24 protein-coding genes are annotated in these 25,105 nt (G+C 73.7%); 7 read left to right on the forward strand and 17 right to left on the reverse strand.

Annotation, left to right across the window (positions count from 1 at the left end; all coding sequences use genetic code 11):
- Nucleotides 1–87: 87 nt before the first annotated feature.
- Nucleotides 88–1,509 (forward strand): glutamate decarboxylase, encoded by a 1,422-nt coding sequence (gad, locus tag DEJ43_RS16290; protein ID WP_015034467.1) that lies wholly within the window; start codon nucleotides 88–90, stop codon nucleotides 1,507–1,509.
- Nucleotides 1,510–1,519: 10 nt separating this feature from the next.
- On the opposite strand, the gene DEJ43_RS16295 is transcribed toward gad, so the two are convergent.
- From DEJ43_RS16295 to DEJ43_RS16325, 7 genes are all read right to left on the reverse strand, one after another.
- Nucleotides 1,520–2,830, reverse strand: a complete 1,311-nt coding sequence (locus DEJ43_RS16295) for a WD40/YVTN/BNR-like repeat-containing protein (protein ID WP_015034468.1) — start codon at nucleotides 2,828–2,830, stop codon at nucleotides 1,520–1,522.
- A gap of 92 nt (nucleotides 2,831–2,922) precedes the next feature.
- On the reverse strand, nucleotides 2,923–3,687 hold the full coding sequence (locus DEJ43_RS16300) for an ABC transporter permease (protein WP_015034469.1): 765 nt from the start codon (nucleotides 3,685–3,687) through the stop codon (nucleotides 2,923–2,925).
- Entirely contained in the window at nucleotides 3,684–4,745 is a 1,062-nt protein-coding gene (locus tag DEJ43_RS16305; protein WP_015034470.1) for a daunorubicin/doxorubicin resistance ABC transporter ATP-binding protein DrrA, read from the reverse strand. Before DEJ43_RS16305 ends, DEJ43_RS16300 begins: the two co-directional genes overlap by 4 nt.
- Nucleotides 4,746–4,893: 148 nt before the next feature.
- On the reverse strand, nucleotides 4,894–5,508 hold the full coding sequence (locus DEJ43_RS16310; RefSeq protein WP_015034471.1) for a PadR family transcriptional regulator: 615 nt from the start codon (nucleotides 5,506–5,508) through the stop codon (nucleotides 4,894–4,896).
- Nucleotides 5,509–5,567: 59 nt separating this feature from the next.
- Nucleotides 5,568–6,110 carry a DinB family protein gene (locus DEJ43_RS16315; RefSeq protein WP_041662542.1) on the reverse strand — a complete coding sequence of 181 codons (543 nt, stop codon included), beginning with the start codon at nucleotides 6,108–6,110 and terminating at the stop codon, nucleotides 5,568–5,570.
- A 111-nt stretch (nucleotides 6,111–6,221) separates the two neighbouring features.
- A complete protein-coding gene (locus DEJ43_RS16320; RefSeq protein WP_015034473.1) occupies nucleotides 6,222–7,679 on the reverse strand; it encodes an aldehyde dehydrogenase family protein in 1,458 nt (485 codons plus the stop codon).
- Nucleotides 7,680–7,764: 85 nt separating this feature from the next.
- On the reverse strand, nucleotides 7,765–8,637 hold the full coding sequence (locus DEJ43_RS16325) for a helix-turn-helix domain-containing protein (protein WP_015034474.1): 873 nt from the start codon (nucleotides 8,635–8,637) through the stop codon (nucleotides 7,765–7,767).
- A gap of 305 nt (nucleotides 8,638–8,942) precedes the next feature.
- On the opposite strand from DEJ43_RS16325, the gene DEJ43_RS16330 reads away from it, so the two are divergent.
- A complete protein-coding gene (locus DEJ43_RS16330; protein ID WP_015034476.1) occupies nucleotides 8,943–9,440 on the forward strand; it encodes an ATP-binding protein in 498 nt (165 codons plus the stop codon).
- A 150-nt stretch (nucleotides 9,441–9,590) separates the two neighbouring features.
- Here the strand turns inward: DEJ43_RS16330 and DEJ43_RS16335 are convergent, their stop codons facing one another.
- The 8 genes from DEJ43_RS16335 to DEJ43_RS16370 all read right to left on the reverse strand — a co-directional run bounded on the left by DEJ43_RS16335 (nucleotide 9,591) and on the right by DEJ43_RS16370 (nucleotide 17,282).
- Nucleotides 9,591–9,803, reverse strand: coding sequence for a DUF397 domain-containing protein (locus tag DEJ43_RS16335; RefSeq protein WP_030219358.1), 213 nt, complete (start codon nucleotides 9,801–9,803; stop codon nucleotides 9,591–9,593).
- A gap of 190 nt (nucleotides 9,804–9,993) precedes the next feature.
- Nucleotides 9,994–10,935 (reverse strand): hypothetical protein, encoded by a 942-nt coding sequence (locus tag DEJ43_RS16340; protein WP_015034478.1) that lies wholly within the window; start codon nucleotides 10,933–10,935, stop codon nucleotides 9,994–9,996.
- Entirely contained in the window at nucleotides 10,932–11,504 is a 573-nt protein-coding gene (locus DEJ43_RS16345; RefSeq protein ID WP_015034479.1) for a SigE family RNA polymerase sigma factor, read from the reverse strand. The genes DEJ43_RS16340 and DEJ43_RS16345 overlap by 4 nt, the downstream gene beginning before the upstream one ends.
- Nucleotides 11,505–11,617: 113 nt before the next feature.
- Nucleotides 11,618–12,265: a hypothetical protein gene (locus tag DEJ43_RS16350; RefSeq protein WP_051025889.1), complete on the reverse strand. Its 648-nt coding sequence runs from the start codon at nucleotides 12,263–12,265 to the stop codon at nucleotides 11,618–11,620.
- A gap of 110 nt (nucleotides 12,266–12,375) precedes the next feature.
- A complete protein-coding gene (locus DEJ43_RS16355; protein ID WP_015034481.1) occupies nucleotides 12,376–14,706 on the reverse strand; it encodes an FUSC family protein in 2,331 nt (776 codons plus the stop codon).
- A gap of 91 nt (nucleotides 14,707–14,797) precedes the next feature.
- Nucleotides 14,798–15,466 carry a class I SAM-dependent methyltransferase gene (locus DEJ43_RS16360; RefSeq protein ID WP_015034482.1) on the reverse strand — a complete coding sequence of 223 codons (669 nt, stop codon included), beginning with the start codon at nucleotides 15,464–15,466 and terminating at the stop codon, nucleotides 14,798–14,800.
- Nucleotides 15,467–15,603: 137 nt separating this feature from the next.
- Nucleotides 15,604–16,896, reverse strand: coding sequence for a DUF2786 domain-containing protein (locus DEJ43_RS16365; RefSeq protein WP_015034483.1), 1,293 nt, complete (start codon nucleotides 16,894–16,896; stop codon nucleotides 15,604–15,606).
- On the reverse strand, nucleotides 16,893–17,282 hold the full coding sequence (locus DEJ43_RS16370; protein ID WP_015034484.1) for a winged helix-turn-helix transcriptional regulator: 390 nt from the start codon (nucleotides 17,280–17,282) through the stop codon (nucleotides 16,893–16,895). Before DEJ43_RS16370 ends, DEJ43_RS16365 begins: the two co-directional genes overlap by 4 nt.
- A 106-nt stretch (nucleotides 17,283–17,388) precedes the next feature.
- On the opposite strand from DEJ43_RS16370, the gene DEJ43_RS16375 reads away from it, so the two are divergent.
- The 4 genes from DEJ43_RS16375 (at nucleotide 17,389) to DEJ43_RS16390 (ending at nucleotide 21,831) form a co-directional block, all read left to right on the forward strand.
- The gene (locus DEJ43_RS16375; RefSeq protein WP_015034485.1) at nucleotides 17,389–18,207 is read left to right on the forward strand and encodes an NAD(P)H-binding protein; all 819 of its coding nucleotides are present in this window, start codon (nucleotides 17,389–17,391) and stop codon (nucleotides 18,205–18,207) included.
- Nucleotides 18,208–18,312: 105 nt separating this feature from the next.
- On the forward strand, nucleotides 18,313–19,161 hold the full coding sequence (locus DEJ43_RS16380; RefSeq protein WP_015034486.1) for an ABC transporter ATP-binding protein: 849 nt from the start codon (nucleotides 18,313–18,315) through the stop codon (nucleotides 19,159–19,161).
- Nucleotides 19,155–21,335, forward strand: a complete 2,181-nt coding sequence (locus tag DEJ43_RS16385; protein WP_015034487.1) for an FtsX-like permease family protein — start codon at nucleotides 19,155–19,157, stop codon at nucleotides 21,333–21,335. The genes DEJ43_RS16380 and DEJ43_RS16385 overlap by 7 nt, the downstream gene beginning before the upstream one ends.
- A 127-nt stretch (nucleotides 21,336–21,462) precedes the next feature.
- Nucleotides 21,463–21,831 (forward strand): hypothetical protein, encoded by a 369-nt coding sequence (locus DEJ43_RS16390; RefSeq protein WP_069202162.1) that lies wholly within the window; start codon nucleotides 21,463–21,465, stop codon nucleotides 21,829–21,831.
- Nucleotides 21,832–21,962: 131 nt separating this feature from the next.
- Here DEJ43_RS16390 and DEJ43_RS16395 read toward each other — a convergent pair whose 3' ends face one another.
- Both DEJ43_RS16395 and DEJ43_RS16400 read right to left on the reverse strand, forming a co-directional pair.
- On the reverse strand, nucleotides 21,963–22,520 hold the full coding sequence (locus DEJ43_RS16395) for a GNAT family N-acetyltransferase (protein ID WP_015034489.1): 558 nt from the start codon (nucleotides 22,518–22,520) through the stop codon (nucleotides 21,963–21,965).
- Nucleotides 22,521–22,596: 76 nt separating this feature from the next.
- Complete coding sequence (locus DEJ43_RS16400) at nucleotides 22,597–23,523, reverse strand: NADP-dependent oxidoreductase (protein ID WP_015034490.1); 927 nt, start codon at nucleotides 23,521–23,523, stop codon at nucleotides 22,597–22,599.
- A 144-nt stretch (nucleotides 23,524–23,667) separates the two neighbouring features.
- Between DEJ43_RS16400 and DEJ43_RS16405 the strand changes: the two genes are divergently transcribed.
- Nucleotides 23,668–24,912 carry a helix-turn-helix transcriptional regulator gene (locus DEJ43_RS16405; RefSeq protein WP_015034491.1) on the forward strand — a complete coding sequence of 415 codons (1,245 nt, stop codon included), beginning with the start codon at nucleotides 23,668–23,670 and terminating at the stop codon, nucleotides 24,910–24,912.
- Nucleotides 24,913–25,105 lie beyond the last annotated feature (193 nt).

Genomic DNA, 25,105 nt, shown 5'->3' on the forward strand with positions numbered 1-25,105 from the left:
CCCGCCCTCCCCCTCCCCCGTCCCGCCCCCTCTTCTCCCCGCCCCCCCCTCCCCGGAGATCCAGCCGGAGAACCAGAAGGAGTCCCCATGCCGCTCCACCAGGGTCCCGCCGCCTCCCCCGCCGGGCGCGAGCGCCGGCTCGCCCTCAACCCCTTCTTCGGGGAGGCCGCCAACCCGGTCGGCGGTATGACCGAGGCCCCGCCCCACCACCGGATGCCCGACGGCCCGCTCCCCCCGATGAGCGCCTACCAGCTCGTCCACGACGAGCTGATGCTCGACGGCAACTCCCGGCTCAACCTCGCCACCTTCGTCACCACCTGGATGGAACCCCAGGCGGGCGTGCTCATGAGCGAGTGCCGCGACAAGAACATGATCGACAAGGACGAGTACCCGCGCACCGCCGAACTGGAGCGCCGCTGCGTCGCCATGCTCGCCGACCTCTGGCATGCCCCCGACCCGGGCGCGGCCGTCGGCTGCTCCACCACCGGCTCCAGCGAGGCCTGCATGCTCGCCGGCATGGCCCTGAAACGCCGCTGGACCAAGCGGAACGCCGACCGCTACCCGGGCTCCGCCCGCCCCAACCTGGTCATGGGGGTCAACGTCCAGGTCTGCTGGGAGAAGTTCTGCAACTTCTGGGAGGTCGAGCCCCGCCTCGTCCCCATGGAGGGCGACCGCTTCCACCTCGACGCCGAGTCCGCCGCCGCGCTCTGCGACGAGAACACCATCGGAGTCGTCGCCGTCCTCGGCTCGACCTTCGACGGCTCCTACGAACCCGTCGCCGAGATCTGCGCCGCCCTGGACGCCCTCCAGGAACGCACCGGACTCGACATCCCCGTCCACGTCGACGGCGCCTCCGGCGCCATGATCGCCCCCTTCCTCGACGAGGACCTGGTCTGGGACTTCCGGCTCCCCCGCGTCTCCTCGATCAACACCTCCGGTCACAAGTACGGCCTGGTCTACCCGGGCGTCGGCTGGGCCCTGTGGCGCTCCGCCGCCGAACTCCCCGAGGAGCTCGTCTTCCGCGTCAACTACCTGGGCGGCGACATGCCCACCTTCGCCCTCAACTTCTCCCGGCCGGGCGCCCAGGTCGTCGCGCAGTACTACACGTTCCTGAGGCTCGGCCGGGAGGGCTACCGGGCGGTGCAGCAGACCTCCCGGGACATCGCCCGCGGCCTCGCCGAACGGATCGAGGCCATGGGCGACTTCCGGCTCCTCACCCTCGGCAACCAGCTGCCCGTCTTCGCCTTCACCACCGCATCCGACGTCACCAACTTCAACGTCTTCGACGTCTCCCGGCGCCTGCGCGAACACGGCTGGCTCGTCCCCGCTTACACGTTCCCCGAGAACCGCGAGGACCTGTCCGTCCTGCGCGTGGTCTGCCGCAACGGCTTCTCCGCCGACCTCGCCGGGCTCCTCATCGAGGACCTGAGCCGGCTACTGCCCGAACTGCGCCGCCAGTCCGGCCCGTTCACCCACGACAAGGACGCCGCGACCTCCTTCCACCACTAGGGGGTGCCTCTCAGCCGGGCCCCAGGTCGTCGCAGGCCAGCCGGAACTCCGACCAGCGCACCCCGTCCGCGGTCAGCGCGTACTGACAGCGTGAGGCCTCACGCAGCAGCCCGAGCGGGGTGCGGCGGGTGTGGTGCGTGCCGTCGTTGAGCCGGACGAACGTACGGCCGCCGTCCTCACTCCGGTACCCCGAGAGCTCCGCGCCGATCTCCACCCGGCCACCCGGCCCCGGCACCGGCAGGCCGAGCAGCGTGCGGGGCTCCTCGCTCGGCCCCGTCGTCCACATCCGCTGCCAGGTCCTGCCGCCGTCCACGGAACGGTGCAGGGCCCGCATCGGGTTCTTGACGGGCTCGCCGCCACCGCTCAGATCCCCCATCTCCGCCGCGTACACCGCGTCCTTCCCCACCGCCACCGCCGTGTACCACCCGGAGTCCATGGCCGGGCTCGGCAGCCGGCTCACCGTCCAGCTACGACCGCCGTCCCGGGAGAAGGCGACCGCCGCCCGGCCCGACAGCGGGTCCGTGCCCGAGACCCACCAGGAACCGTCGGGCTCCGGCTGCCCCTGGGGCCGGGGGTGCGCCCCCAGCAGAGGCCCCCGGGCCAGCGCCCGGCGCCGCCCGTCCCGCGGCGAGACCACCACGAGACGCTCCCGCTCGCAGGCGTCGGGCAGTGCCTCGGCAGGGTCCGCGCAGTCGGTGGCGAGCACCGCCCCCTCGGGTATGTCCGGGGTCGTACCGACCGTGCGCTGCTCGCCCGGCCGCCAACTCCGGCCGCCGTCCTGGGTGAACCAGGTCCGCGCGGCCGGACCGGGCCCGCCCTCCTCGACCAGCGCCCGGCCGGGACCCAGCGACAGGAGGTTCGACGAGACGCCCTCCGTCCCCAGGACCCGGGGCAGCGGCGACCGCCGCAGCACCCACTCCCGCGCCCCGGCGTCCAGCACGGCCACGTGCTGCCGGCAGAAGCCGCTCTCCGGGGCCGCCTGATCACCCACGCACTCGGCGAGCAGCGCGAACCCGCTGCCGTCCCGCGCGAAGCCCAGACTGTGCGCCCAGCCGGGCAGCGCGGGCGCGGACGGTATCCGGGGCGGCGCCCCGAACGCCCCCGCGGGCGGGGCACCGGGGGCCGCCGGAGACGGGGCCCCCGAGACCGTCGGGGGCCGGGGAGTCCCCGAGGCACCCGAGCCTCCCGAACCTCCCGGGCCTCCCTGGCTCCCCGAACTCCCCGCTCCCCCACCGGGCTTCGCCCCCGAGTCCGTGCACCCGGTCACCACCATCAGCACCAGCGCCACGACGGCGCCCGCCACTCCCATCGGCCCGCGCATCGCTCGTCCCCCTGTCCTCCCTCGGGCGGTCCGCGGTGAACCGCTGCTTTCAATACACCGCTCACCGCCCCCGGGTTCCCACCTCCGCGCCGCTACTTCCCCAGCCGCCCGAACTTCCGTACCGCCAGCGGGAAGAAGAGCCCCAGCAGCACCAGCGGCCACACGGTCGCCGCCCAGACGTGCCCCGGCTCGCCGCCCGGGTTGCCGAAGAGCTCGCGGACCGCCGTCGCCGTCGCCGACATCGGGTTCCACTCCACGAAGGTCCCGAGCCAGCCCGGCATCGAGTCAGGCGAGGCGAACGCGTTGGAGAGGAAGCCGACCGGCCACACCAGGATCTGCACCGCCTGCACCAGCTCCGCTCGACCCGCGACCAGCGCGAGGAAGATGCCGATCCAGAGCATCGCGAAGCGCAGCAGGAGCAGCAGCCCCAGCGCTCCCAGCGTGCTCCCCAGGCCCCCGTGGGCCCGCCAGCCGATCGCGTACCCCACCCCGACCATCACGAGCAGCCCCACCGTCGACTGCAGCATGTCGGCGGCGGCCCGCCCCACCAGCACCGCGCCGTCGCTCATCGGCATGGACCGGAACCGGTCGATCACGCCCTTGTTCAGGTCCTGCGTCACCGCCGTCATGGTGCCTTCGAGCCCGAACACCATGGTCAGGGTGAGCATCCCGGGCACCAGGAAGTCGACGTAGTCCCCGTCGACGCTCCGTCCGCCGCCGACCAGGTAGCCGAACATCAGCAGCATCATCACCGGGAACACGAGCCCGACGAGGACCTGTACCGGCTGGCGCGCCCAGTGCGCCAGTTCCCGGCGGGTCATCGTCCAGCAGTCGCTCACCACGTACGCGGCACTCATGCCGTCACCTCCCGTCCCTGGCGCCCACCCGGCGCCTCCGTCCCACCCGGCGCCCCCTTGGTGCCCGGCTCCCCCGTCCCGTCCGGCCCGCCCGTCGCGTCCTGGCCGTCCGGCGTGTCCCCGCCGCCCGTCAGGCGGAGGAAGACCTCGTCCAGCGTCGGCCGCCGCAGCGCGATGTCCTCCGCCTCGATCCCCGCCTCCCCCAGCACCCGCACCGTCTCGGTGAGCGAGGCCATCCGGTCCGCCACCGGTGCGCTGAGCCGGCGCCGGTCGCCGTCCACGGTCACCTCGGCCCGCGCGAAGGGCAGCAGCGCGGCCGCCTCGTCGAGCCGGGCCCCGTCCCGTACGACCACGTCGATGCGGTCCACCCCGACCAGCGCCTTGAGCTCGTCGGGGGTGCCGTCCGCGACGACCCGGCCCCGGTCCACGACGGAGATCCGGTCGGCCAGCTGATCCGCCTCCTCCAGGTACTGCGTGGTCAGCAGGACCGTGGTGCCCCCGCCCACGAGCGAGCGCACCGACTCCCAGACCTCGCCACGCCCGCGTGGATCGAGTCCGGTCGTCGGTTCGTCGAGGAAGAGCACCTCGGGCTCCGTGATCAGCGAGGCCGCCAGGTCGAGCCGCCGCCGCATGCCGCCGCTGAACTGCTTGACGGGCTTGTGGCCGGTGTCGGTGAGGCCGAAGCGCTCCAGGAGCTCCTCGGCCCGCGTCCCGGCCCGTCGCGCGCCCAGGTGGTGGAGCCGGCCGAACATCTCCAGGTTCTGCCGGCCGCCCAGCTCCTCGTCGAGGGCCGCGTGCTGTCCGAGCAGCCCGATCCGCCGCCGCACCTCCCGCGCCCCGGTCCGTACGTCGTGGCCCGCCACCCGCACCAGGCCCTCGTCGTGCCGGAGGAGGGTGGCGAGGATCCGTACGGTCGTGGTTTTGCCGGCACCGTTGGGCCCGAGCAGGCCGTGGACCGTGCCGCGCCGGACGGTGAGGTCGAGGCCTGCCAGGGCTTCCTTCTCTCCGTACCGCTTGCGTGCGCCCTCCACGAGGATCGCGTCCTGTGTCGCCGCCATGTCGATTTCCTCCCGAAATCCATGTAGTCAAATTTGACCACAGCAGTAGTCAACTTTGATTACTCGCCGCCGACGGAGCAAGTTATGCCCTCGCGCAGACTTAGTCAAACTTGATTAGCGCTGCTGATGCGCCATGCTCTTCCCGCGCTCAGGTCGCGAAGGGGTTCTCCTCGCCCTCGGCGAGGACGCCCACGAACGGATCCCCCTCGCCCGCGAACACGTACGCCCCGCCCTCGATCCGTTCGATCAGACCCAGCGTCCACTCCTTGCCGGCGTCCGCCGAGTGGACCCACATGTGCATGATCTCGCCGATGTGCCCGAGCTGGCCGGGGCCGCCCTCCGGCGTGTAGTACTCGGTGACCGCGGTCCGCCACTCCTCCAGCGCCCGCACCCGCTGCCGCAGCAGCTCGGCGGCCTCCGCGCGCGGCAGGTCCACGATGAAGCCGATGCCCGCCGACAGGACGTCCACCCGCTGGTCGTACGTGGTCAGCGCCTCGCGGAGCAGCGCGAAGTACTCCTCGAGACCGCGCTCGGTCAGCTCGTACTCGACGCGCGGCGGCCCGCCGACCGCACTCGGCGCCACCTCGTGCGCGTGCAGCAGCCCCTGCTTCGCCATCTGCTTCAGCGCGTGGTAGATCGAGCCGGGCTTGGCATGGGACCACTCGTGCGCGCCCCAGTACTCCAGGTCGTTGCGCACCTGGTAGCCGTGGGCGCGGCCGTGCTGCTTCACCGCGCCCAGGACGAGCAGCCGGATCGCCGACATCGCCGTACCTCCTAGTCAATTTTGACCAGGGTACGCGCGGCGGCGGGGGCCGGGCGGGATCAGCCCTGCCCCTGCTCCGCGGCGATCAGCTCGAAGGACCCCTTGCCGTCCAGGGACTCGCGGATGATGTCCGCGTGCCCGGCGTGCCGGCCGGCCTCCTGCACCAGGTGGAGCAGCATCCAGCGGATCGAGACCCGTCCGCCGGCGGGGAACCAGGGCGCCGGGGGCAGCGGGAACGTGTCGTCGAGGTTCGGCACCGAGCGGACGTACTCCTCGGTCTCCTTCGCCACGCCCGCCCAGAACTCCACGATCTCCGGGATGGTCTCGCCGTCCATGAGCCGGAAGGCCTCGTCCCAGGTGTCCTGGGTGCGCTGGCGCTCGTTCGGCCGCTGCTGGGCGAGCCGGAGCCAGTTGAGCTCGACCTCGGCGACGTGCTTGAGCAGGCCGGAGAGGCTGAGCTCGCTGGCGCTGGGCCGCGAGGCCGCCTGCTCCTCGGTGAGTCCGAGGAGCGAGCGGCGGATCGCGGCGCGCTGTGCCTCGATGAAGTTGAGGAGCGCGCCGCGCTCGTCGCCGTACGTCTCCGTGGGGACGAGAGCCACCATGATGTCCGCCTTCCGTAGTTGCGCCTTCTCGACACGGACCACGCTACGGAGACTTGCGGACAACTACGGTCCGCAAGTGCGCGCCGGGAAGGAACCGCGGAGAATCAGGGATCAGAACGGGAAGCGGCTGCGGCCGTGCTGGATCGAGATCCACTTCTGGGTGGTGAAGCTCTCCACCATCGCCTCGCCGTTGAGCCGGCCGATGCCCGAGTGCTTCTCGCCGCCGAAGGGCACGATCGGCTCGTCGTGCACGGTTCCGTCGTTGATGTGGATCATGCCGGTGTGGATGCGCTTGGCGATCCGCACCCCCCGCTCGACGTCCCCGGTGTGGACGGCGCCGCTGAGCCCGTACGGGGTGTCGTTGGCGATCCGGACGGCCTCCTCCTCGCCGTCGAAGGGGACGATCAGGGCGACCGGGCCGAAGATCTCCTGGCCGAGGACCGGGGCGTCGGGCGCGAAGCCGGTGAGGACGGACGGGGAGACGAGGTTGCCCTCGACCGTGCCGTGCAGGAGCGCGGTCGCGCCGGCGGCCACCGTCTGGTCGACGAGCGTGGAGACGGCCTCCGCCTGCTGGGAGTTGATGAGCGGGCCGATGTGGGTGGCGGGGTCGGCCGGGTCGCCGACGCGCAGGGTCTTCACCTTCGCCACGAACTTCTCGGTGAACTCCTCCTCGACCGTCCGGTCCACGAGGATGCGGTTGGCGGCCATGCAGACCTGGCCCTGGTGGACGAAGCGGCTGAAGACGGCCGCGTCCACGGCGTAGTCGACGTCGGCGTCGTCGAGGACGATCAGGGCGCTGTTGCCGCCGAGTTCGAGCACGGCGTGCTTGAAGTTCTGCGCGCAGACCGTGGCGACGTGCCGGCCGACCTTGTCGGAGCCGGTGAAGGAGATGACCTTCGGGATCGGGTGGGTCAGGAGCGCGTCGCCGATCTCGGCGATGTCGGTGACGACGACGTTCAGCAGTCCGGCCGGGAGGCCGGCCTCCTCCAGGACCTTGGCGACGAGGGTGCCGCCGCAGATCGGGGTGTTCTGGTGCGGCTTGAGGACGACCGCGTTGCCGAGGGCGAGTGCGGGCGCGACCGACTTGATCGACAGGAGGAAGGGGAAGTTGAACGGGGAGATGACGCCGACGACGCCGACCGGGACGCGGTAGACGCGGTTCTCCTTGCCGTCGACCGGCGACGGCAGGATGCGGCCCTCGGGGCGCAGCGCCAGCTGGACCGCCTCGCGCAGGAACTCCTTGGCGAGGTGCAGTTCGAAGGCGGCCTTGAGGCGGGTGCCGCCGAGCTCGGCGACGATCGTCTCGGAGATCTCGTCCTCGCGGTCCTCGACGATCCGCAGGGCGCGCTCGAAGACGAGACGGCGGGTGTACGGGTTGGTCTCGGCCCACTCGGCCTGGGCGCGCTCGGCCGCGCGGTAGGCGCGGTCGACCTCACCGGCGGTCGCGACGGTGATCGACGCGAGCTTCTCCCCCGTGTACGGGTTGAAGTCGATGATGTCCCACGAGCCGCTGCCCGGCTTCCACTCGCCGTCGATGTACTGGTGGGCCAGGTCGGTGAAGTGCGACATGGATCGAGACCCCTCTACCCGCTCTACTTCCGCACGGATGACAGAAGTGACGTCGGAACTGATGTCACGTCATCGTACTGATGTGTTAGATGAGTTGGAGGAGTCCACGGAGAAGATCACGGCTTTCGGCCGGATCCGGACCTTCCTTCTGGAGCCGCTCCATGACCCGCTGGTACTGGGCGACCTCCTCGCGCTTGTCGAGGTAGAGGGCGCTGGTGAGCTGCTCCAGGTAGACGATGTCGGAGAGGTCGGACTCGGGGAAGCTCAGCATGGTGAAGGCGCCGCTCTCGCCGGCATGTCCGCCGAAGCTGAAGGGCATGATCTGGAGAGTGACGCCCGGATGTTCGGAGACCTCGATGAGATGCCTCAACTGGCCGCGCATGACGGACCGGTCGCCGTAGGGGCGGCGTAGCGCCGCCTCGTCGAGCACCGCGTGGAACTGCGGGGCGCGCTCGGAGACGAGCACCTTCTGCCGTTCGAGCCGGAGCGCGACCCGGCGGTCGATCTCGGCGGCGGGCGCGTCGGGCATGCCCCGGGTGACGACGGCCTGTGCGTACGCCTCGGTCTGCAACAGGCCGTGGACGAACTGCACTTCGTAGACGCGGATGAGGGAGGCGGCGCCTTCCAGACCGATGTACGTCTGGAACCAGCCGGGCAGGACGTCGCCGAAGCTGTGCCACCAGCCCGCGACGTTGGCCTCACGGGCGAGCCCGAGGAGCGAGCCGCGCTCGGCCTCGTCCCCGACGCCGTACAGCGTGAGCAGATCCTCGACGTCCCTGGCCTTGAAGCTCACCCGTCCCAACTCCATGCGGCTGATCTTGGATTCGGACGCGCGGATGGAGTAGCCGGCCGCCTCGCGGGTGATCCCGCGCGACTCGCGCAACCGCCTCAGCTGGGAGCCCAGCAGGATGCGTCGCACCACACTCCCGCTCGCTCCGCCCGATTCGCCTGCGGTCACGGCTCCAGCCTCCCCTTACGGTGTCGAGCCCCCGTCGAGCCCCGGATTCTGCCACCAAACGCTTCAGCGCGTACACATTCGATTACGGAAAGACGGCGACTTCCGGGCAGACGTGGAAAGTTCCCCTCCAGGGCCGGACGACTTATGCACAGATTAGGCACGGGGGCGGACAGGTCCGGCGCGTGCACGTGCATCTGCCCTTGCATCCAGTGGTCGCATTCGGAACCATGGACCCCGCGCAGCCGCGTACTCGTTCGTGTTGTCGTGTTGTCGCACCACAGTCGCGATTCCCGGGAGTGCCTCGCATGGGGACGAATGGATCGACCGTGCTCGAGCCGTTACGGCAGGGCCTTCCGCCGATCGATCCCGGCGCCGTCTCCACCTCCGCCTCCTGCGCGCTTCCCGCGCGGTACGAAGCCGTGCGCGGAGCCCGGAAGTTCACCAGTGCGACCCTCGACCGCTGGGAACTGACCGAACGCTTCGACGACGTGGCCCTGGTCGTCTCCGAGCTCGTCACCAACGCACTGCGCCACGCGGTGCCCGCGGACGCGCCCCAGGAGGAAGGCCAGAACCCGCCGGTCCGGCTGCACCTGATGCGCTGGTCCTCGCGCCTCGTGTGCGCCGTGCGCGACCCGAGCCGGCAGAGCCCGGAGGCGCGCGGGGGCGAGGAGGACTTCGCCGCCGAGTCGGGACGCGGGCTGTTCCTCGTCGACTCGTTCAGCGACAGCTGGGGATGGCATCCACTCGCCGGCACCCTGCGCGGCAAGGTGGTGTGGGCGCTGTTCCGGATCGGCCCGGAGTAGCCGCGTCGCCCCGGGCGGCGCGTACGGAACATGGAAGGGCCCCGGCGGTGATCACCGCCGGGGCCCTTCTGGCGTAGGCACGCGCGCGTACGCGTCTCCGTAGGCACGCGCGCGTGTACGTCTCCGGAGGCACGCGCACGTACGCGGGTCTCACACCAGGTGGTCGAACTCCCCGTCCTTGACGCCGAGGAGGAGCGCCTCTATCTCCGCGGGTGTGTAGACGAGGGCGGGTCCGTCGGGGTGGCGCGAGTTGCGGACGGCAACGTTTCCCCCCGGAAGTTTGGCGAACTCCACGCAGGATCCCTGGGAGTTGCTGTGCCTGCTCTTCTGCCACACGACGCCTCGCAGCTCCGTGGCCGCCATGCCGTTGTACGCACGATGCGCATGATGCACTGGTAGCTCCCCGAGTTGCTTGGTGCAGGTGTCAACTTCCTCGGATCATAGCTGTGTTCATATGCCGATGCATGAGCAGATGCACGTGCACGGGGGGTTGCGTAGCGGCTACGCGACTCAGCGTGCTACCAGCGAGTACGGGCCGCGTCCGCCCCTCACCCTACGGGTTCTGATCTCCGCTCCCCGGGTCGCCGGCGGGCATCAGCGGCAGCTCGGCGAGCCGGACGCCCGACCGGTCGTACAGCACCGGACTCATCTCCCCGTCCTTCGCCCCGCCGTGCGCGTACCAGACCCCCCAGCCGGGCTTCCCCGGCAGTTCGAGCAGGGTGGCAACGATCGTGCGCCCCGCCGCGTTCCTCAGCTCGACGCGGCCCGCCGTCCGGGTCCCGTAGTAGACCCCCGAGTGGAAGACCCCCTTCGCGTCCCCCTCGCTCTGGTGACTCACGCCCGGGCTGCCCAGGTCGATGTTGCCGTCGGTGACGCTGCGGGAGTTCTCGTAGCCGTCCGGCCCCGTCCAGTGCTTGCCCTCCTTCGTCAGCCAGACCTTCCAGCCCTTCCCTGCGGCCACCCGCTCACCGGAGGCCACCACCTTGATCGGCGTCGGCGCGGGCGGCGGAGGCGGCTGCTGGCTCGTCCGCACCGCCGGCGCCGAACTGGCGGCGGCGGCCGACGGGACGCCCGTCGGCGGTACGGCGACGGGCTCCGGGCCCGAGGAGAGCGGGGCCGGCCGTACGGGGGTCAGGACGACGACCGCCGCCACGGCCGTCGCGACGCCCAGCACCGAGAGCGCCGAGAAGGCCGTCGTACGCCGCCTCCGGCGCGCCCGGCCCGCCCTCCGCACGGCGGCCAGCGGGACGGGACCGGGGGTCACGTCGAACGCGGCCCGTGCGAACGCCGCGCGGAGGTCGGCGGCGGTGGCCAGGTCGGCGGCGTCGGAGCCGTCGTCGCCGGTGGGGCCGGTCGCGTACGAGCCGTCGTCGCCGGTGGGGTCGGCCGCGTCAGAGCCGTCGTCGCTGGTGGGGCCGGTCGCGTCGGAGCCTTCGTCGCCGGAGCCGGAGTCGGGGGCTCGGTCGGGGGGCGTGGCCGGGCTGGCGGGGGTCATCGGCGGGCTCCGGAAGGTGCGGGCAGAGGCGGCGGAAAAACGGGGGCGGCGGCGTTGGCGGCGGTGGTGGCGAGCCTGGGGTGGGCGCGAAGCGCCGCAAGGCCCCGCCGGGCATGGGTCTTGACCGTGCCGATCGAGCAGTTGAGCACGCTCGCGATCTCCAGCTCGGTCAGGTCCTCCCAGTACCGGAGCACCATGACCGCGCGCTGGCGGGCCGTCAGATCGGCTAACGCCTCCAGGATCGAGGTGCGTTGCTCGACCGCCTCGGCATGACCCGCCGAGGTGTGGCGGAGCGACTCCGGCAGGACCGGGGTCAGCAGATGGACGACCCGCTTCCGGCGGATCCGGCTGAGGTTGTTGTTGATCAGCGACCGGCGCACATAGAGGTCGATCTCTCCGCGTGGCACCCGCCGCCAGCGCCCGTACACCTTGGCGAGGGTCGTCTGCACCAGGTCCTCCGCCTCGTGGAAGTCCCCGGTGAGGAGTTGGGCCGTCCGCACCAGACGCGGCCAGGCTGCGACGGCGTACTCGGCGAAGCCGTCGTCGTCGGCGGCGGACTCGTACGTCACGGTGTCGGACCTCGCGATGGGTCGGAGTCGGTCGGCGTCAGGGGTGTGAGGGTGGTGTGGCGGGGCCAGCCCCGTGCCGGGCCCCGCCACGTCTCCGCCACGGTCGGCCGAGGTCAGCCTCGGCCGGCCGGGAAGTCGAAGCGGGGGAGCTCGGCCAGGAGCTTGCCCCCGCGGTCGTAGAGGGAGACGCCGTGGCTGCCGCCGCCGTTCCCGTCGACCGGCCCGGTGCTCGCGTACCAGACGCCCCAGTCGGGGCGGCCCGGCAGGGCGAGGAGGGTGGCGACGGTCTTGCGGCCGGCGGAGTCGGTCAGTTCGACCCGGCCCACGTTACGGGTCCCGTAGAAGAGGCCGGAGTGGAAGACGCCCGTCGCGTCCCCCTCGCTCTGGTGGCTCACGCCGGGCTGGGAACGGTCGATGTTGCCGTCGACGACGCTGCGGAAGTTCTCGTAGCCGTCCGGGCCGCTCCAGTGCTTGCCGTCGCGGGTCAGCCACACGGTGTACCCCTGCCCGGCGTCCACGCGCTGGCCGGCGCGGACGGTGCGGACCGGGTTCGGGGCGGGCACGGCCGCCTTGGCAGGAGCGACCACGGGGGCCGGGGCGGCGGGCTTGGCCGGGGTTGCAGGCTTCGCCTGGGCGGCGGGCTTGGCCGGGGCGGCCGGGCGGGTCGCGGTGGGCGTCTGCGCGGACGCTCCGACGGCCGACGGTGCCGCGATCGCCACGGCGGCCACGACGCCCGCGGCCGCCAGCCAGTACTTCTTCATCCACGTGCTCCTGAGACGAGTGCCGGTGGAGGGACCGCCTGCGTCCACGGCCCTCTCCCCCTACCAACTCCTCCCGACCCCGCCCCGGATGACATGCTCGCGAAACTCGTCTAACGCGGTCGCCGGGAATCCGTCAGGGCCGTCGTGACCTCGTCCAGCGCCTGGAGGAGGAGCACCGCGCCCTTGTGCAGCAGGAAGTGGTCCGGCGGGTCGTCGGACCAGCCGTCGACCGTCTCGCGCAGGTCGTCCCACTGCGGCGCCCTGCGCTCCCGTACCTCCTTGGCGCCCCGTTCGGTCGCCCGGCGCAGCGACTCCGCGAGGGCGGCGGCGGCCGGGACGGGCGGAGCCCCGCGCTCCGGGAGGTGCGCCTCCATGAGCATCGCCACCCGCCCGAACTCGGCGAGCGCGTGGTCGGCCTGCTCGACCGCCGCGTGCGAGAGGCCCCGGTGCCGCACGGGCTCGTGCGTGGCGCGCTCCACCGCCTCCTGCCACGCCACGCGGGCCGCTCGGGTGTTCAGGAGCGCCTCGCGTACGTCGGGGCTCGCGGGCCCGGCCGGGTCGGCGTACCGCGCGGTGACGGCCGCCGCGTACCGGCCGACGGAAGCCAGCCAGTCGGCGAGCCTGCCGCGCAGCCGGGGCGTCTCCCAGGCCGGGTAGACGGCGTACGCGAGCATCGCGAGGAGCCCGCCGATCAGGGTCAGCATCACCCGGTCCCGTACGGTCTGGGTGACGCCCACGCCCTCCATGCCGAGCAGGAACACGACGTACGCGGCGACGAAGACCTGGCCCGCCGCGTACCCGGTGCGCATCAGCAGGTACATCGCGAAGGCGCACAGCACCGCGAGCCCCGCCGACAGGTACGTGCCCGGGTGGGCCGACTGCACGACCGCCGTGGCCAGGGCCACCCCGACCAGGGTGCCGCCGAACCGGGCCACCGAGCGCGCGTACGTCTGCGAGAAGTCCGGGCGCATCACCATCACCGAGGCCATCGGCGCCCAGTAGCCGTGGCCGAAGGGGAGGACCGCGCCCAGGAGGTAGCCGGCGGCGGTGACCGCCGACACGCGGATCGCGTGCCGCAGGATCGGGGAGTCCCGGCGCAACTCGGCGCGCGCCTTCGCCACGACGATGGGTGCGAGGCGGAGGAGGGTGGGGCGGGAGCGGGCCAGGGGGAGCGGCCGGACCCCGCCGGCGATCCCGCCCGCGATCCCACCGGAGACCGTGCCGGCCTCCCCGCCGGCATCCGCGCCGGCCTTCCTACCGGCCACCGTGCCGGCCTCCGCGTCCGCCTGCCTGCGGGCGCCCGTGCCGGCCTCCCCGCCGGCTACTGCGCCGGTCTCCGCGTTGGCCTCCCCGTCGGCCACCGTGCCGGCCTCGCCGCCGACCTCCCCGCCAGCCACCGTGCCGGCCTCCCCGCCGGCCACTGCGCCGGTCTCCGCGTCGGGTCCCGAGGTCTCCGTTCTCGGTTCCGCCGTCTCGACGACGTCGCCGAGCAGGGCGACGAGCCGGAGGGCGGCGCGGCGGGACGGGCCGTGGAGGATCGCGCCGGTGTCGGGGGTGCGCAGGGCCGCGACGGCGGGCGGCGAAAGGACGACCGGCTCGCCGTGCCGGATCGCGTGCGCGGCGGCGTCCAGGACGGCGGCCGCCGCCGCGAGAAGCTCCCGCACGCGCGCGCGTGCCGGGCCTTCCTCCGGGACGCCCACCGCCGGGTCGGCGAGGGAGGCGAGCACCGGCCGGATGCGCTCCGCGAGCCCCCGCGCGCCGTGGAGCTCCGACGGACGGCGACGGGCCTGCCCGGGCGTCACGGCTGCGGCGTTCCGCGCGGTCATGAGGGGCAGCGGGTCGAACGGCGCGACCGGGTCGTGCCGGAGGCGGCGGGCGTAGTCGGCCTCGGCGGCGAGCGCGTCGGCGAGGGCGTCGCGCTGGGCGCCCCAGCGGCGCACCGGGAGGAGGACGACCAGGGCGGCCTGGACGACCCCGCCCGCGAAGATCATGGCGGCGTGCCCGGCGGCCGTGGCGACGGAGGTCGGCAGGGTGACGGTCACCAGCATGATCGCCACGTTGGAGGAGGCGATGATGCCGGCCGTGGGACCGGCGGCCCAGGCGAGCCCCGACAGGAACGTCCACAGGAGCAGCAACGCGAGGAAGAGGCCCTCGTGCGCGCCGACGAGATAGCCGATGAAGGTCGACACGGCGAGGCTGGCGCCGGAGGCCATCGCGAGGGTGGGACGGGGGCGCCAGGAGCGCTGGAAGGTGGCGATCGCCGCCTGGAAGGCGCCGAAGGCCGAGGAGGCGGCGACGGCCGGGCCGAAGACGGCGAGGGAGAAGCCGACGACCAGGGCGAGGCCGAGGGCCGCGCGGGCGGCGATGACGGGATCGAGCCGCCGCCGCTCGACGGTGAGCCCGGAGCGGGCGGTCTCCTTCAACGCCCGGAGCCAGCTCATGGCCCGAGCGTATCCGCGATCACCACGATTACGGGCATTTGCCCCATCTGTCCCCGCCGGCCACCCGCCTCGGGCGCCCCTCACCCACCCCTCAGGCCGGGCGCTGGGCCATGACCACCAAACCCGGACCGCTGTACTCCTCCGGGGGCAGCCGGAGTTCGGCGACCGTCCGCAGCCCGGCCCGCTCGATGAGGTCCACGAACCGCTCAGGCCGCCACTTGTGCGTGGTCCACCGCACGGGCACGCCCCCGTAGGCCTCCGTGCGCCGCACGTCCTCGTCACCGACGTGCGTCGCGGTGATGAAGTGGCCGCCCGGCTTCAAGGCGCGCGCGAAGCGGGCGAGCACCTGGGGAAGCACGTCACGGGGGAGGTTGAAGAGCGACCACCACCCGAGCACGCCTCCCAGTGACGCCTCGGCCAGGTCGAGGTCGGTGGCGGAGGCGACGTCGAAGCGGCACTGCGGGTGGAGGCGGCGGGCGTTCTCGATCATGCGGGGGGAGAGATCGACGCCGGACACGTCGAGGCCGCGTTCGGCGAGGTAGGCGGTCACGGTGCCGGGACCGCAGCCGACGTCGAGCACGGGCCCGAGCCCGCCCACCGCGTCGGCGAAGGCGTCGATCGACGCCTTGTGCCACGGATGACGACGGATGTCTCCGATGCCGGTCGTCACCACCATGTCGGCGTAGTTGTCCGCCACCCGGTCGTAGGACTCCCGGACCACGTCGAGATCTGAGGGCCGGTCAATGTGGTGTGCGCGCATCGGCTCACCCTAGGGCGGCGGCCGATCACCGCGAGCCCTGGGGCGGGGGCCGATCACCGCGAGCCCTGGGGCGGCGGCCGATCACCGCCGACCCCAGGGCGACGGCCGATCACCGCCGACCCCAGGCCGGAGGCCGATCACCGCGCCCCCCGCTCGTCGATCCCCTTCCGGTGCGGTCCCAGGCCCGCCCTGTCCGCCGCCGACGCGCCGTGCGTCCAGCCCTCCTCGTCCCAGGCGGCACGCACGCGCGTGGTCCGGGTCTCCGGGAAGAGTTCGTCCGTGCGGTTCGTGACCGCCAGGTCGCGGGAGGCGAGCGCCGGAAGGAGCGTCGGGGCCTCGGCCTCGACCCGCCGGGAGGTCGCCGCGAGCCGCGCGCCGAGCCGGTTCGCGTACGCGAGCAGGAACGACTGCCGGAAGGACTTCGTGCGCTTGCGGCCGCCGGCCCGCTGCTCCGCCTCCGCCCGGGTCATGGCCGCCGTCCCCTGCACGAGCAGCGAGGTGTAGAGCAGTTCGACCGGGTCGAGGTCCGCCTCGAAGCCGACCACCGTGGAGAAGCCGTACGCCTCGTTCCACACCGCCCGGCAGTGGTTCGCGGTCGCCACCGCGTCGAGCAGGATCGCCTTGGCCTGCTCGTACGGCGGTTCCACCCCGATCCGGATCGCGCCGGGCGTCTCCGGCGAGGGCGTCCCCGCCGCGAGCGTCGCCTCGTCCAGACTGTGGCGGGCCATCAGCTCCTGCGCCTTCGCGGTGAGCGCCTCCGCCTCCTCCGGGTAGCCGGTCGCCTCGGCCTTCGCGAGCAGCGCCCTGATCCGGCCGAGCATGCGCGGCTCCCCGGCCGTCGGCGGCGGCAGCGCCTCACCGGGGACCGGGCCCACCGCGTCGAGCCTCGGCAGCCGGACCAGGAGCCGGTACAGCTCCAGGACCGTCGTCGCGTACGAGAAACGGTCCGAGGGGCGACGGCCGGACTGCTCGTCCAGCGCGTCGAGCTGCCCCTGCCAGCGGTGCGGCAGCCGCTCGTAGCGGGCCGTCTCGGTCCGGATCAGCCCGGTCAGGACCCGCAGGTGGTCCTCCGACAGGTCACGGCGCGCGATCCGCACGACGTCCGCCGGCTGCCAGCCGCGCGCCCACAGGGTCCGCACGAACTCCTCGCCGCGCCGGGTCAGCTCCGCGTCGGCGCCCCGGTCGGCGGCGAGCAGCGAGGCGGCGGTGTCGAGGGAGCCGTCGTCGGTGGCGTACAACGCCTCGAAGGCCCGGTCGAGGGTGCCGCCGGTGCCACGTGCCCGGCCCGCGCCGCCCGTACCACCGGCGCCACCAGCCCGGCCCGCGCCGCCCGTACTACCGGCGCCGCCTGCCCGGCCCGCGCCGCCCGTCCTACCGGCGCCGCCTGCCCGGCCCGCGCCGCCCGTTCCGCTCGAATTGCTCGTACTCACGCCGTCCTCGCGTCCCATGCCTCGCGCGACCGGGCGATCACCGCGCGGTGGTCGAGCGACCAGTCGACGAGCTGCTTGATCAGGTGGGTCATGCTGTGCCCGGTCTCCGTCAGCGCGTACTCCACCTGCGGAGGCGTCGTCGGGTACACCGTCCGCGAGACCAGCCCGTCGCGTTCGAGGCGGCGCAGCGTCAGGGTCAGCATCCGCTGCGAGATCCCGGTGACGAGCCGCTGGAGTTCCCTGAACCGCTTGGGTCCCGGCGCGAGCTCGACGACCACGTGCACGGTCCACTTGTCGCCGAGCCGGTCCTGGACGTCCCGTACCCCGCACTCCTCCGCGCAGCTCACCAAGGGTTCGGTGGTTACCTCCGTGTGCCCCTCGGACATCAATGTGCCTCCTTACGCGATCTTCTCCGCCCCCTCACGATGGTCTCAGCCATCACGTCGTCACCACGGCCCCAGGGCCCAGGCCCGAGGTCCCCCGGGGGGAATCATGCTGCTCGTCACCGGTGTCTCCGGCGCTCTCGGCGCGCTCGTCGCCGAACGGCTCGCCGGCCGCGAGGACGTCGTCCTCGGTACGCGCGCGGGGCTGCCCGGCACCCGCCGCCTCGACTTCGACGCGCCCGAGACCCTGCCGGAGGCCCTCACCGAGGTGGAGACACTGCTGCTCATCTCCGCCGGGTACGGGGAGGACGACACGGTCGTCGCCCGTCACGAGGCCGCGATATCGGCGGCGGAGGCGGCGGGCGTGAGCCATGTCGTCTACACGAGCCTCTCCGGCGACGGCGACCACCTCACGTACGCGCTGGCCCACCGCTGGACCGAGCGGCGGCTGCGGAACTCCCCCACGCTCGACTGGACGATCCTCCGCAACGGCCTCTACGCCGAGTTCCTCACCTGGATCGCGGCGCCCGACGCCGAGAACCGGATCACCGGCCCCCTCGGCGAGGGCCGCCTCGCCGCCGTCGCCCGCGCGGACCTCGCCGACGTCGCGGTCGCGGTCGCGACGGACCCGGGGGCGCACCGGAACCGGGTGTACGAGCTGGTCGGCGAGCGCGCCCTGGGCGGCGCCGAGCTCGCGGAGGCGCTGGGCGCCACGTACGCCCCGGGGACGCTCGCCGAGGCCCGCGCCGCGATCGCCGCGTCCGGGGCGGTGCCGTTCCAGGTGCCGATGCTGGCGAGCACGTACTCGGCGATCGCCCACGGCTTCATGGACGGTACGGGGATCGCGAGCGACCTGCGGACGCTGCTCGGCGGCCGCGAACCGCTCGACGCGCTGGACGTGTTCGTGAAGACCGTCCGGGAGGGGTAAGGGGGGCGAAAGGTGGGAGGCCCCGGGGGGGGTAGGGCCAGGCATACCCCCCGTACGCCCCTCAGTGGTCGTGATCGGCGAGGGCGGAAACGGTTCGCTTGAGGCATGACCTCGACAGCCCCGCCGCCCGCCCTCGCCCACTCCCCCGCCGCCGCGTCCCCGCCTGCCGTACGGCTCCGGGGGCTCACCCGGCACCATCGGGACGTCCGGGCGCTGGACGGCGTCGACCTCGACTTCCTCGCCGGGACGTTCACCGCCGTCATGGGCCCCTCGGGCTCCGGCAAGTCGACGCTGCTCCAGTGCGCGGCCGGGCTCGACCGGCCCACCGCCGGGCGGGTGGAGGTCGGCGGGACCGCCCTCGAAGGCCTGAGCGAGCGGCGGTTGACCCTGCTGCGGCGGGACCGAATCGGCTTCGTCTTCCAGTCGTTCAACCTGCTGCCCTCCCTGACGGCAGCTCAGAACGTGGCGCTGCCCCTGAGGCTCGCCGGGCGCCGCCCGTCGCGTACGGAGGTACGGGAGGCGCTGGCGCGGGTGGGGCTGGCGGGGCGGGAACGGCACAGGCCCGGCGAGTTGTCCGGCGGACAGCAGCAACGGGTCGCCATCGCCCGCGCGTTGATCACCCGGCCGGCCGTCCTCTTCGGTGACGAGCCGACGGGCGCGCTCGACTCGACGACGAGCCGCGAGGTGCTCGACATGCTGCGGGAACTGGTCGACCGGGACGGCCAGACGATCGTGATGGTCACGCACGACCCGGTCGCGGCGGCCCGCGCGGACCGCGTGGTCTTCCTGGTCGACGGCCGGGTGACGGCCGAACTGCGGTCCCCGACGGTGGAGTCGGTGGCGGCCCGGATGACGGCACTGGAGACGGCGGGAACCCGACCGACCGACGGCTGCCGAGCACCGACCGACCCCACGCCCGCCGCCCCCGTGCCCACCCGGAGTGGCTCATGCTGATCGTCGCCCTCTCCTCCCTCCGGGCCCGCTGGGCGTCGTTCCTCGGTGGGTTCGTCGCGCTCGCGCTCGGCGTCGGGCTGCTCGCCACCATGGGTCTCGGCCTGTCCGCGACCTTTCACGCGCCCGAGCGGTCACCTCAGCGGTTCGCGTCCTCCCCCGTCGTCGTGCAAGGTCAGGACCGACTGACGCTCGACGTGCGGCGCGGGCCCGAGACCGTGTCCGTCGAACGGCGGCTCGACCGTCCACAGCCTGTGGACAGCCGACTCCTCCGCGAACTCCGCGCCCGCTGGACCGTCACCACCTCCGAGGAACCCGCCGACCGCCGCGGGCCCCACCGCCCCGGCCACCCCGACCACCCCGACGCCGTCGGCGTCGACGCCCCCGCCGCCGACGTCCGCGCCCTCGTCGGCGCCCGTGCCCAGGTCCTCACCGGCGACGAGCGGCGGCGCGCCGACCACGACGCCGACCGGGACGCCGACGCGCTCGTCGGCCTCAACGCCCTCCTCGGCACCTCCGGCGGCGTCACCGCCTTCGTCTCCGTCTTCGTCGTCGCCTCCACCTTCGCGTTCGCCGTCGCCCTGCGCCGCCGCGAGTTCGGGCTGCTGCGGACCGCCGGAGCCACCCCCGGCCAGATCCGCCGGCTCCTGCTCGCCGAGGCGGCGGCACTCGGCGTGGTCGCCTCCGCCGCCGGCTGCGCGCTCGGCGCCCTGGGGGCGCCGCTGCTCGCCCGTACCCTCGTCGACGGCGGCCTCGCGCCGGAGTGGTTCACGGTCGGCGGCCCGGTCTGGCCCTTCCACACCGCGTTCTGGACGGGCGTGACCGTCGCCCTCGCGGGGGCCATCGCCGCGTCCCGGCGCGCCGGGAAGGTCGGCCCGACGGCCGCGCTCCGCGAGGCCGACGTGGACGCGGACGCCCTGCCCCTCGGCCGCGCGGTGCTCGGCACGGGACTGCTCCTGGCCGGCGTCGGACTGCTGGTCTGGACGTGCGTCACGGACCCGTCGGCGCTGCTCAAACGGAAGACGTACACGACCCTTCCGATGCTCCTGATCACCGGCGTCGCCCTGCTCTCCCCGCTGCTGGTCCGGCCGGCGGCCCGGCTGCTGAGGCTGCGGGGAGCCGTGGGAACGCTGGTACGGGAGAACAGCGCGGCCTCCGTACGCCGTACCGCCGCCGTCGCCGCCCCGGTCCTGGTGACGGTGGCGCTCGCGGGGACGCTGTTCGGCTCGGCGACGAGCGTCACGCGCGCGAAGGGGACGGAGGCGAGGGAGCAGACGGCCGCGCAGTACGTGGTCACGGGCGTCGACGAACCCGACCGCACGGGCGGGCCGCGACCGGTTGCCGTGCCGCCCGGGGCGGTCGTCTCCCCCACCGGGCCGACCTCCCTGTTCGTACGGGACGGGGACGCGGCCGTCGTGAAGTACGGAGCCCGCGCGGTCACCGACCCGGCGGCGTTCGCCGAGCTCGCCCGGCTGCCCGTGGTCGCGGGCGACCTGCGGGACCTCGACGACCGCTCGATCGTTGTCAACGAGGAGTTCGAGCGGCGCCGGGTCGGCGAGACCGTCGAGGTCTGGCGCGCCGACGGGACCGGTCCGGTACGGCTCCGGATCGCGGCCGTCCTCGCCCTCGGCACCGGCGACAACGGCCCGTACGTCACCCGGGCGAACGCCCCCGGCTCCGCCCCCGACCGGATCGACGCCAGCGGCGGCGGTACGGCGACGGTACAGGCCCTGGAGGCGAGCGGCGGCACCGTCAGGACGGCGGCCGCATGGGCCGAGGCCGAGCGCCCGGCGAGCGGCAGCCCGCAGGCCCGGCTCGGCATGGTGCTCGTCCTCGGCGTCGCCCTCGTCTACACGGTGATCGGCCTGGCCAACACCCTGCTCATGGCGACCTCCGTACGCCGCGGGGAGCTGGCCTCGCTACGGCTCGCCGGAGCGACCCGGGCCCAGATCCTGCGGGTCGTGACGGGCGAGGCGACGCTGGCCGTCGCGATCGGCACGCTGCTCGGCCTCGCGGTCACCGCGCTGGTCCTCGGCACCCTGGGAGCGGGCCTCGCGGCCCTCTCGGCACCGGTGGCCCTGGCGCTCCCGTGGACCACGGTGGGCGCGTCGGCGGGCGTGTGCGCGACGGTCGCGATCGCCGCGTCGGCCCTCCCCGCGTGGCGGCTGACGCGCTGAGCGGCGATGGTGGGACGGACGGGGCGGTGACCGGGGTCGGAGCCGGGTCACCGCCCCGTCCACCCGCCCCGTCCACCCGCGCGGAAGGCCTTGCGGCGCGTTCTGCCGGACGGTGATTCTTGGTCCCGTGCCGGGACAGCGGAAGCGGAAGAGACAGCGGGAGCGGGAGCGCTCGGGCCAGGCGGACCGTTTCGGCCCGGAGGCCGGGCGCTGGGAGCTCCGCTACGCGACGAGGGACGAGTCGGAGTGGCGGGCGGAACTCGGCCGCCTCCGGACGGAGGAGCCGGACCTCGACTGGGACGCGATCAGGGTCGACATGCTCTGCGGCCGGTCGACGCACCCGACGACGTACCAACTGAGCGTCTTCGTCCCCCACGCACCGGAAGGCGACCCCCACGCGCCGGAAAGCGCACCCGGCGCACCGGAGAGCGACCCCCGCCCAACGATGACGGCCCCCGAACCGCCGGGGCCGACCCCGCCAGCCGAACGGCCGTAGCCCGAGACCCCCTGGCCGGGTCCCGGGGCAAGCGAGGGCCGGGGCGCACCCCCGTGTCGCCCCGGCCCAGCCCACCTCGGGCCCGCCCCGCCGGCCCCCGCGAGCTAGGCCGACTACGCCGACTACGCCGATTACGCCGACTTCGCCGCACGCCATTCCGGCGCGAGGACCGACCAGACCTCCTCGTCGTGGCGCCTGCCCCGGTAGGGGTAGCTCGCCCGCAGGACGCCGTCCTTGGACATGCCGAGGCGGCGGGCCACCGCGATGCTCGGCTCGTTGTCCGAGGAGACCACCCACTCGACCCGATGGACGCCGCGTACCTCGATCGCCCAGTCGATGAGCAGCCGCGCGGCCCGGGTCACCAACCCCTTGCCGGCACCGGCCGGTTCGAGCCAGCAGCCCGCCTCGGCCGTGCCGTCCTCGGCGTCCAGCTTCCGGAGGATCACCGCGCCGACGAGGGTGCCGTCGAACCAGATGCCGTGGATGCGTCCCGTGTCGGCGGCGGCCTTCTCCGCATACAGGCGGAGGAACGCCCGGCTCGACTCCAGGTCGGTGACCACGTCGGGGAGTCCGTTGCGCGCGCCGATGAACTCGCGGCCCCGGTCCATGTGCGCGAGGAACTCCTCGGCCTGCCACGGTTCGAGCGGGCGCAGCTCCCCGCCCTCGTCTCCCAGAGGTATCGCGTACATCGTCGTCGCCTTCCACGGTCGGAACCAGCCTTCGGGGCGGCCGGATCGTCTCATCCGCCCGCCGCTCGGCAGGGTGTCACGGGATCAGGATCAGCTTCCCGCGCGCGTGCCCCGATTCGCTCAGTTCCTGGGCGCGGGCCGCCTCCTTCAGCGGAAGCGTTTCGGCGAGCCGGACCTTGAGGGTCCCGGCGGCGGCCCCGCGCGCGTGCTCCGTGAGTCCGGCCCGTACGGCGTCGGCCTCCCCTATGACCCCGGAGAACGTGATCCCGTACTTCTCGGCGTCCACGTCGGCGATCGTGACGATCCGCTTCTTCGCCGCGTCGCCCCCGCCCAGGAGCTCGATCGCGACCGGCAGGACACCGTGCCCGGCCGCGTCGAAGACGGCGTGGACGCCGTCGGGGGCGGCGGCCCGCACCCGGTCGGCGAGGCCCTCGCCGTACGCGACCGGGATCGCCCCGAGTTCGCGCAGGTAGGCGTGGTTGGACTCGGACGCGCTGCCGATCACCGTGACCCCGGCCGCGACGGCGAGCTGGACGCCCACCGAGCCGACGACCCCCGCCGCACCGTGCAGGAACAGCGTCTCGCCCGCCCGTACGCCGAGCAGGTCGAGGACCCGTTGGGCCGTCTCGCCGGCCACCGGGAGGCTCGCGGCGATCCCCCAGGGCAGCCCGGCCGGCTTGGGCACGACGATGTCGGCGATGGCGTACTCGGCGTAGGCGCCGGTCTTCGTCCAGCCGAGGACCTCGTCGCCGACGGCCAGGCCGGTGACGCCCTCGCCGAGCTGGTCGACGGTGCCGGCGAACTCCAGGCCGGGGACGGCGGGGAAGGTGGTGGGGTAGAACTCCTCGACCCAGCCGTAACGGCGCTTCCAGTCCACCGGGTTGACGCCGACGGCTGCCACCTTCACCCGGACCTCGCCGGGGCCGGGCTGCGGTACGGCGAGTCCGCTCGTGTGCCGCAGCACCTCGGGGCCCCCGAACTCCTCGTACACGGTCGCTTCCATCTCGGCCTCCATCACGCCTCGCCAACGCTCTCGACGTGATCCAGACTGCGCCCCGCGCCACCCTCCCCCCGCCCGCCCAACGGCCAGTCCCACCTGGCCGAAAGACTGGCCGTCACCTGTCCTCCCCCGCGTACGCTCGACCGCATGGACGCGCCCACCCTCACCACCGCGTACGAGATCATCCGGCAGCCGCTCGGAGAGATCCTTCCCAGGGTCTCGGCGGCCCTCGCCCCGCTCGTCCCGCACGTGGACGCGGCCGAACTCTCCACCCACTGCGCCCACTCGCCGTTCAAGGCACTCGGCGGTACGGAGCTGCTCACCGCATCCGAACTGGTGCCGCTGCTCGCGGCGGGCGTGCCCGGGAGCCCCTGGCAGGGCGTGGCGACGATCGGCGGCCGGGAGCGCGAGATCGTCGCCGTCACCAGCGACGCGACCCGGCGCGGGGCGGTCCTCGTGCTCGTACGGGAGGACGGCGCCGATCCGGTGGGCGAGGCCGAACTCGGCGTGGCCCAGGCCCTGTGGGACCTGGTGGCCGCGCACTTCGACCGGTTCGCCACGGAGGCGCTGCCGGGCGCGCTCGCCCGCTCGCGGGCCGCCGCGGACACCCGCGCCCGGGTCATCTCGGAGCTGACCGCCACCCACGCGGCGGCGCTCTCCGGGGTCCTCGGGGTGCTGCGCAGCCGCGCCCTGGACGACACGACCGCCCGGGCCACCGCCACCGACCTGGCCGCCGCCGCGCTCATCGAGATGCGGGCCGCCCAGCGGCGTGACCGGGCGCTCGCGGAGGAGCCCGTGCAGGACGCGTTCGAGCGGCTCGCCGGCGAGCTGCGGCCCATGCTGCGGCACAGCCAGATCCGGCTCGACCTGGGGGCGCCGGACTCGGACCGCTCGCTCGCGGCGGACGTGGCGCACAGCGCGCGGGCCATCGTCCGCGCACTGCTCCTGATCGTGCTCGAACAGAAATCGGTCAGCCGGATCCACGTCGGCTGGCAGCTGACCGAGCACGAGCTGCGGGCCACGGTTCGGGACGACGGCGCGGGCGCGCTCGCCCCCTGCGACCTGGGCGCGGGCACGATCAAGGACCGGCTCGACGTGCTCGGCGGGCGGCTGGACATGGACGCGGTGCCCAGCTGGGGGACGACGATCACGGCCGTGATCCCGCTGGCGACCCCGGACGCCCCGGCGGAGGCGGCCCACCCGCTGGCGGACCTCGGCGAGCGGGAGGTGGAGGTCCTGCGGCACCTGGCGCTCGGCCACCGCAACCGCCGGATCGCCGAGACGCTGCACATCAGCGAGTCGACGGTGAAGTTCCACGTGGCCAACATCCTGAACAAACTGGGCGTCGGCTCCCGCGGCGAGGCGGCGGCCCTGTTCCACGCGGCGGCGTAGCGGAGGCGGGGGGCGTACGCCGCCGGGGCGGGGGCGCGGCGGGCACGGACGCGGCAGCCGGGGCACCCACGGCGCGGAGACCGCAGGGCACCCGCAGGACCGGCGCGGCCACAGGACGCCCGCGGGCGCGGCGGCCGCCGGGCGTCCCGCCGCGTCACCCCGCCGCTGTCAGTGGCGGGTGCCAGACTCGCAC

Source organism: Streptomyces venezuelae ATCC 10712 (assembly GCF_008639165.1).
Taxonomy (GTDB): Bacteria; Actinomycetota; Actinomycetes; order Streptomycetales; family Streptomycetaceae; genus Streptomyces; species Streptomyces venezuelae.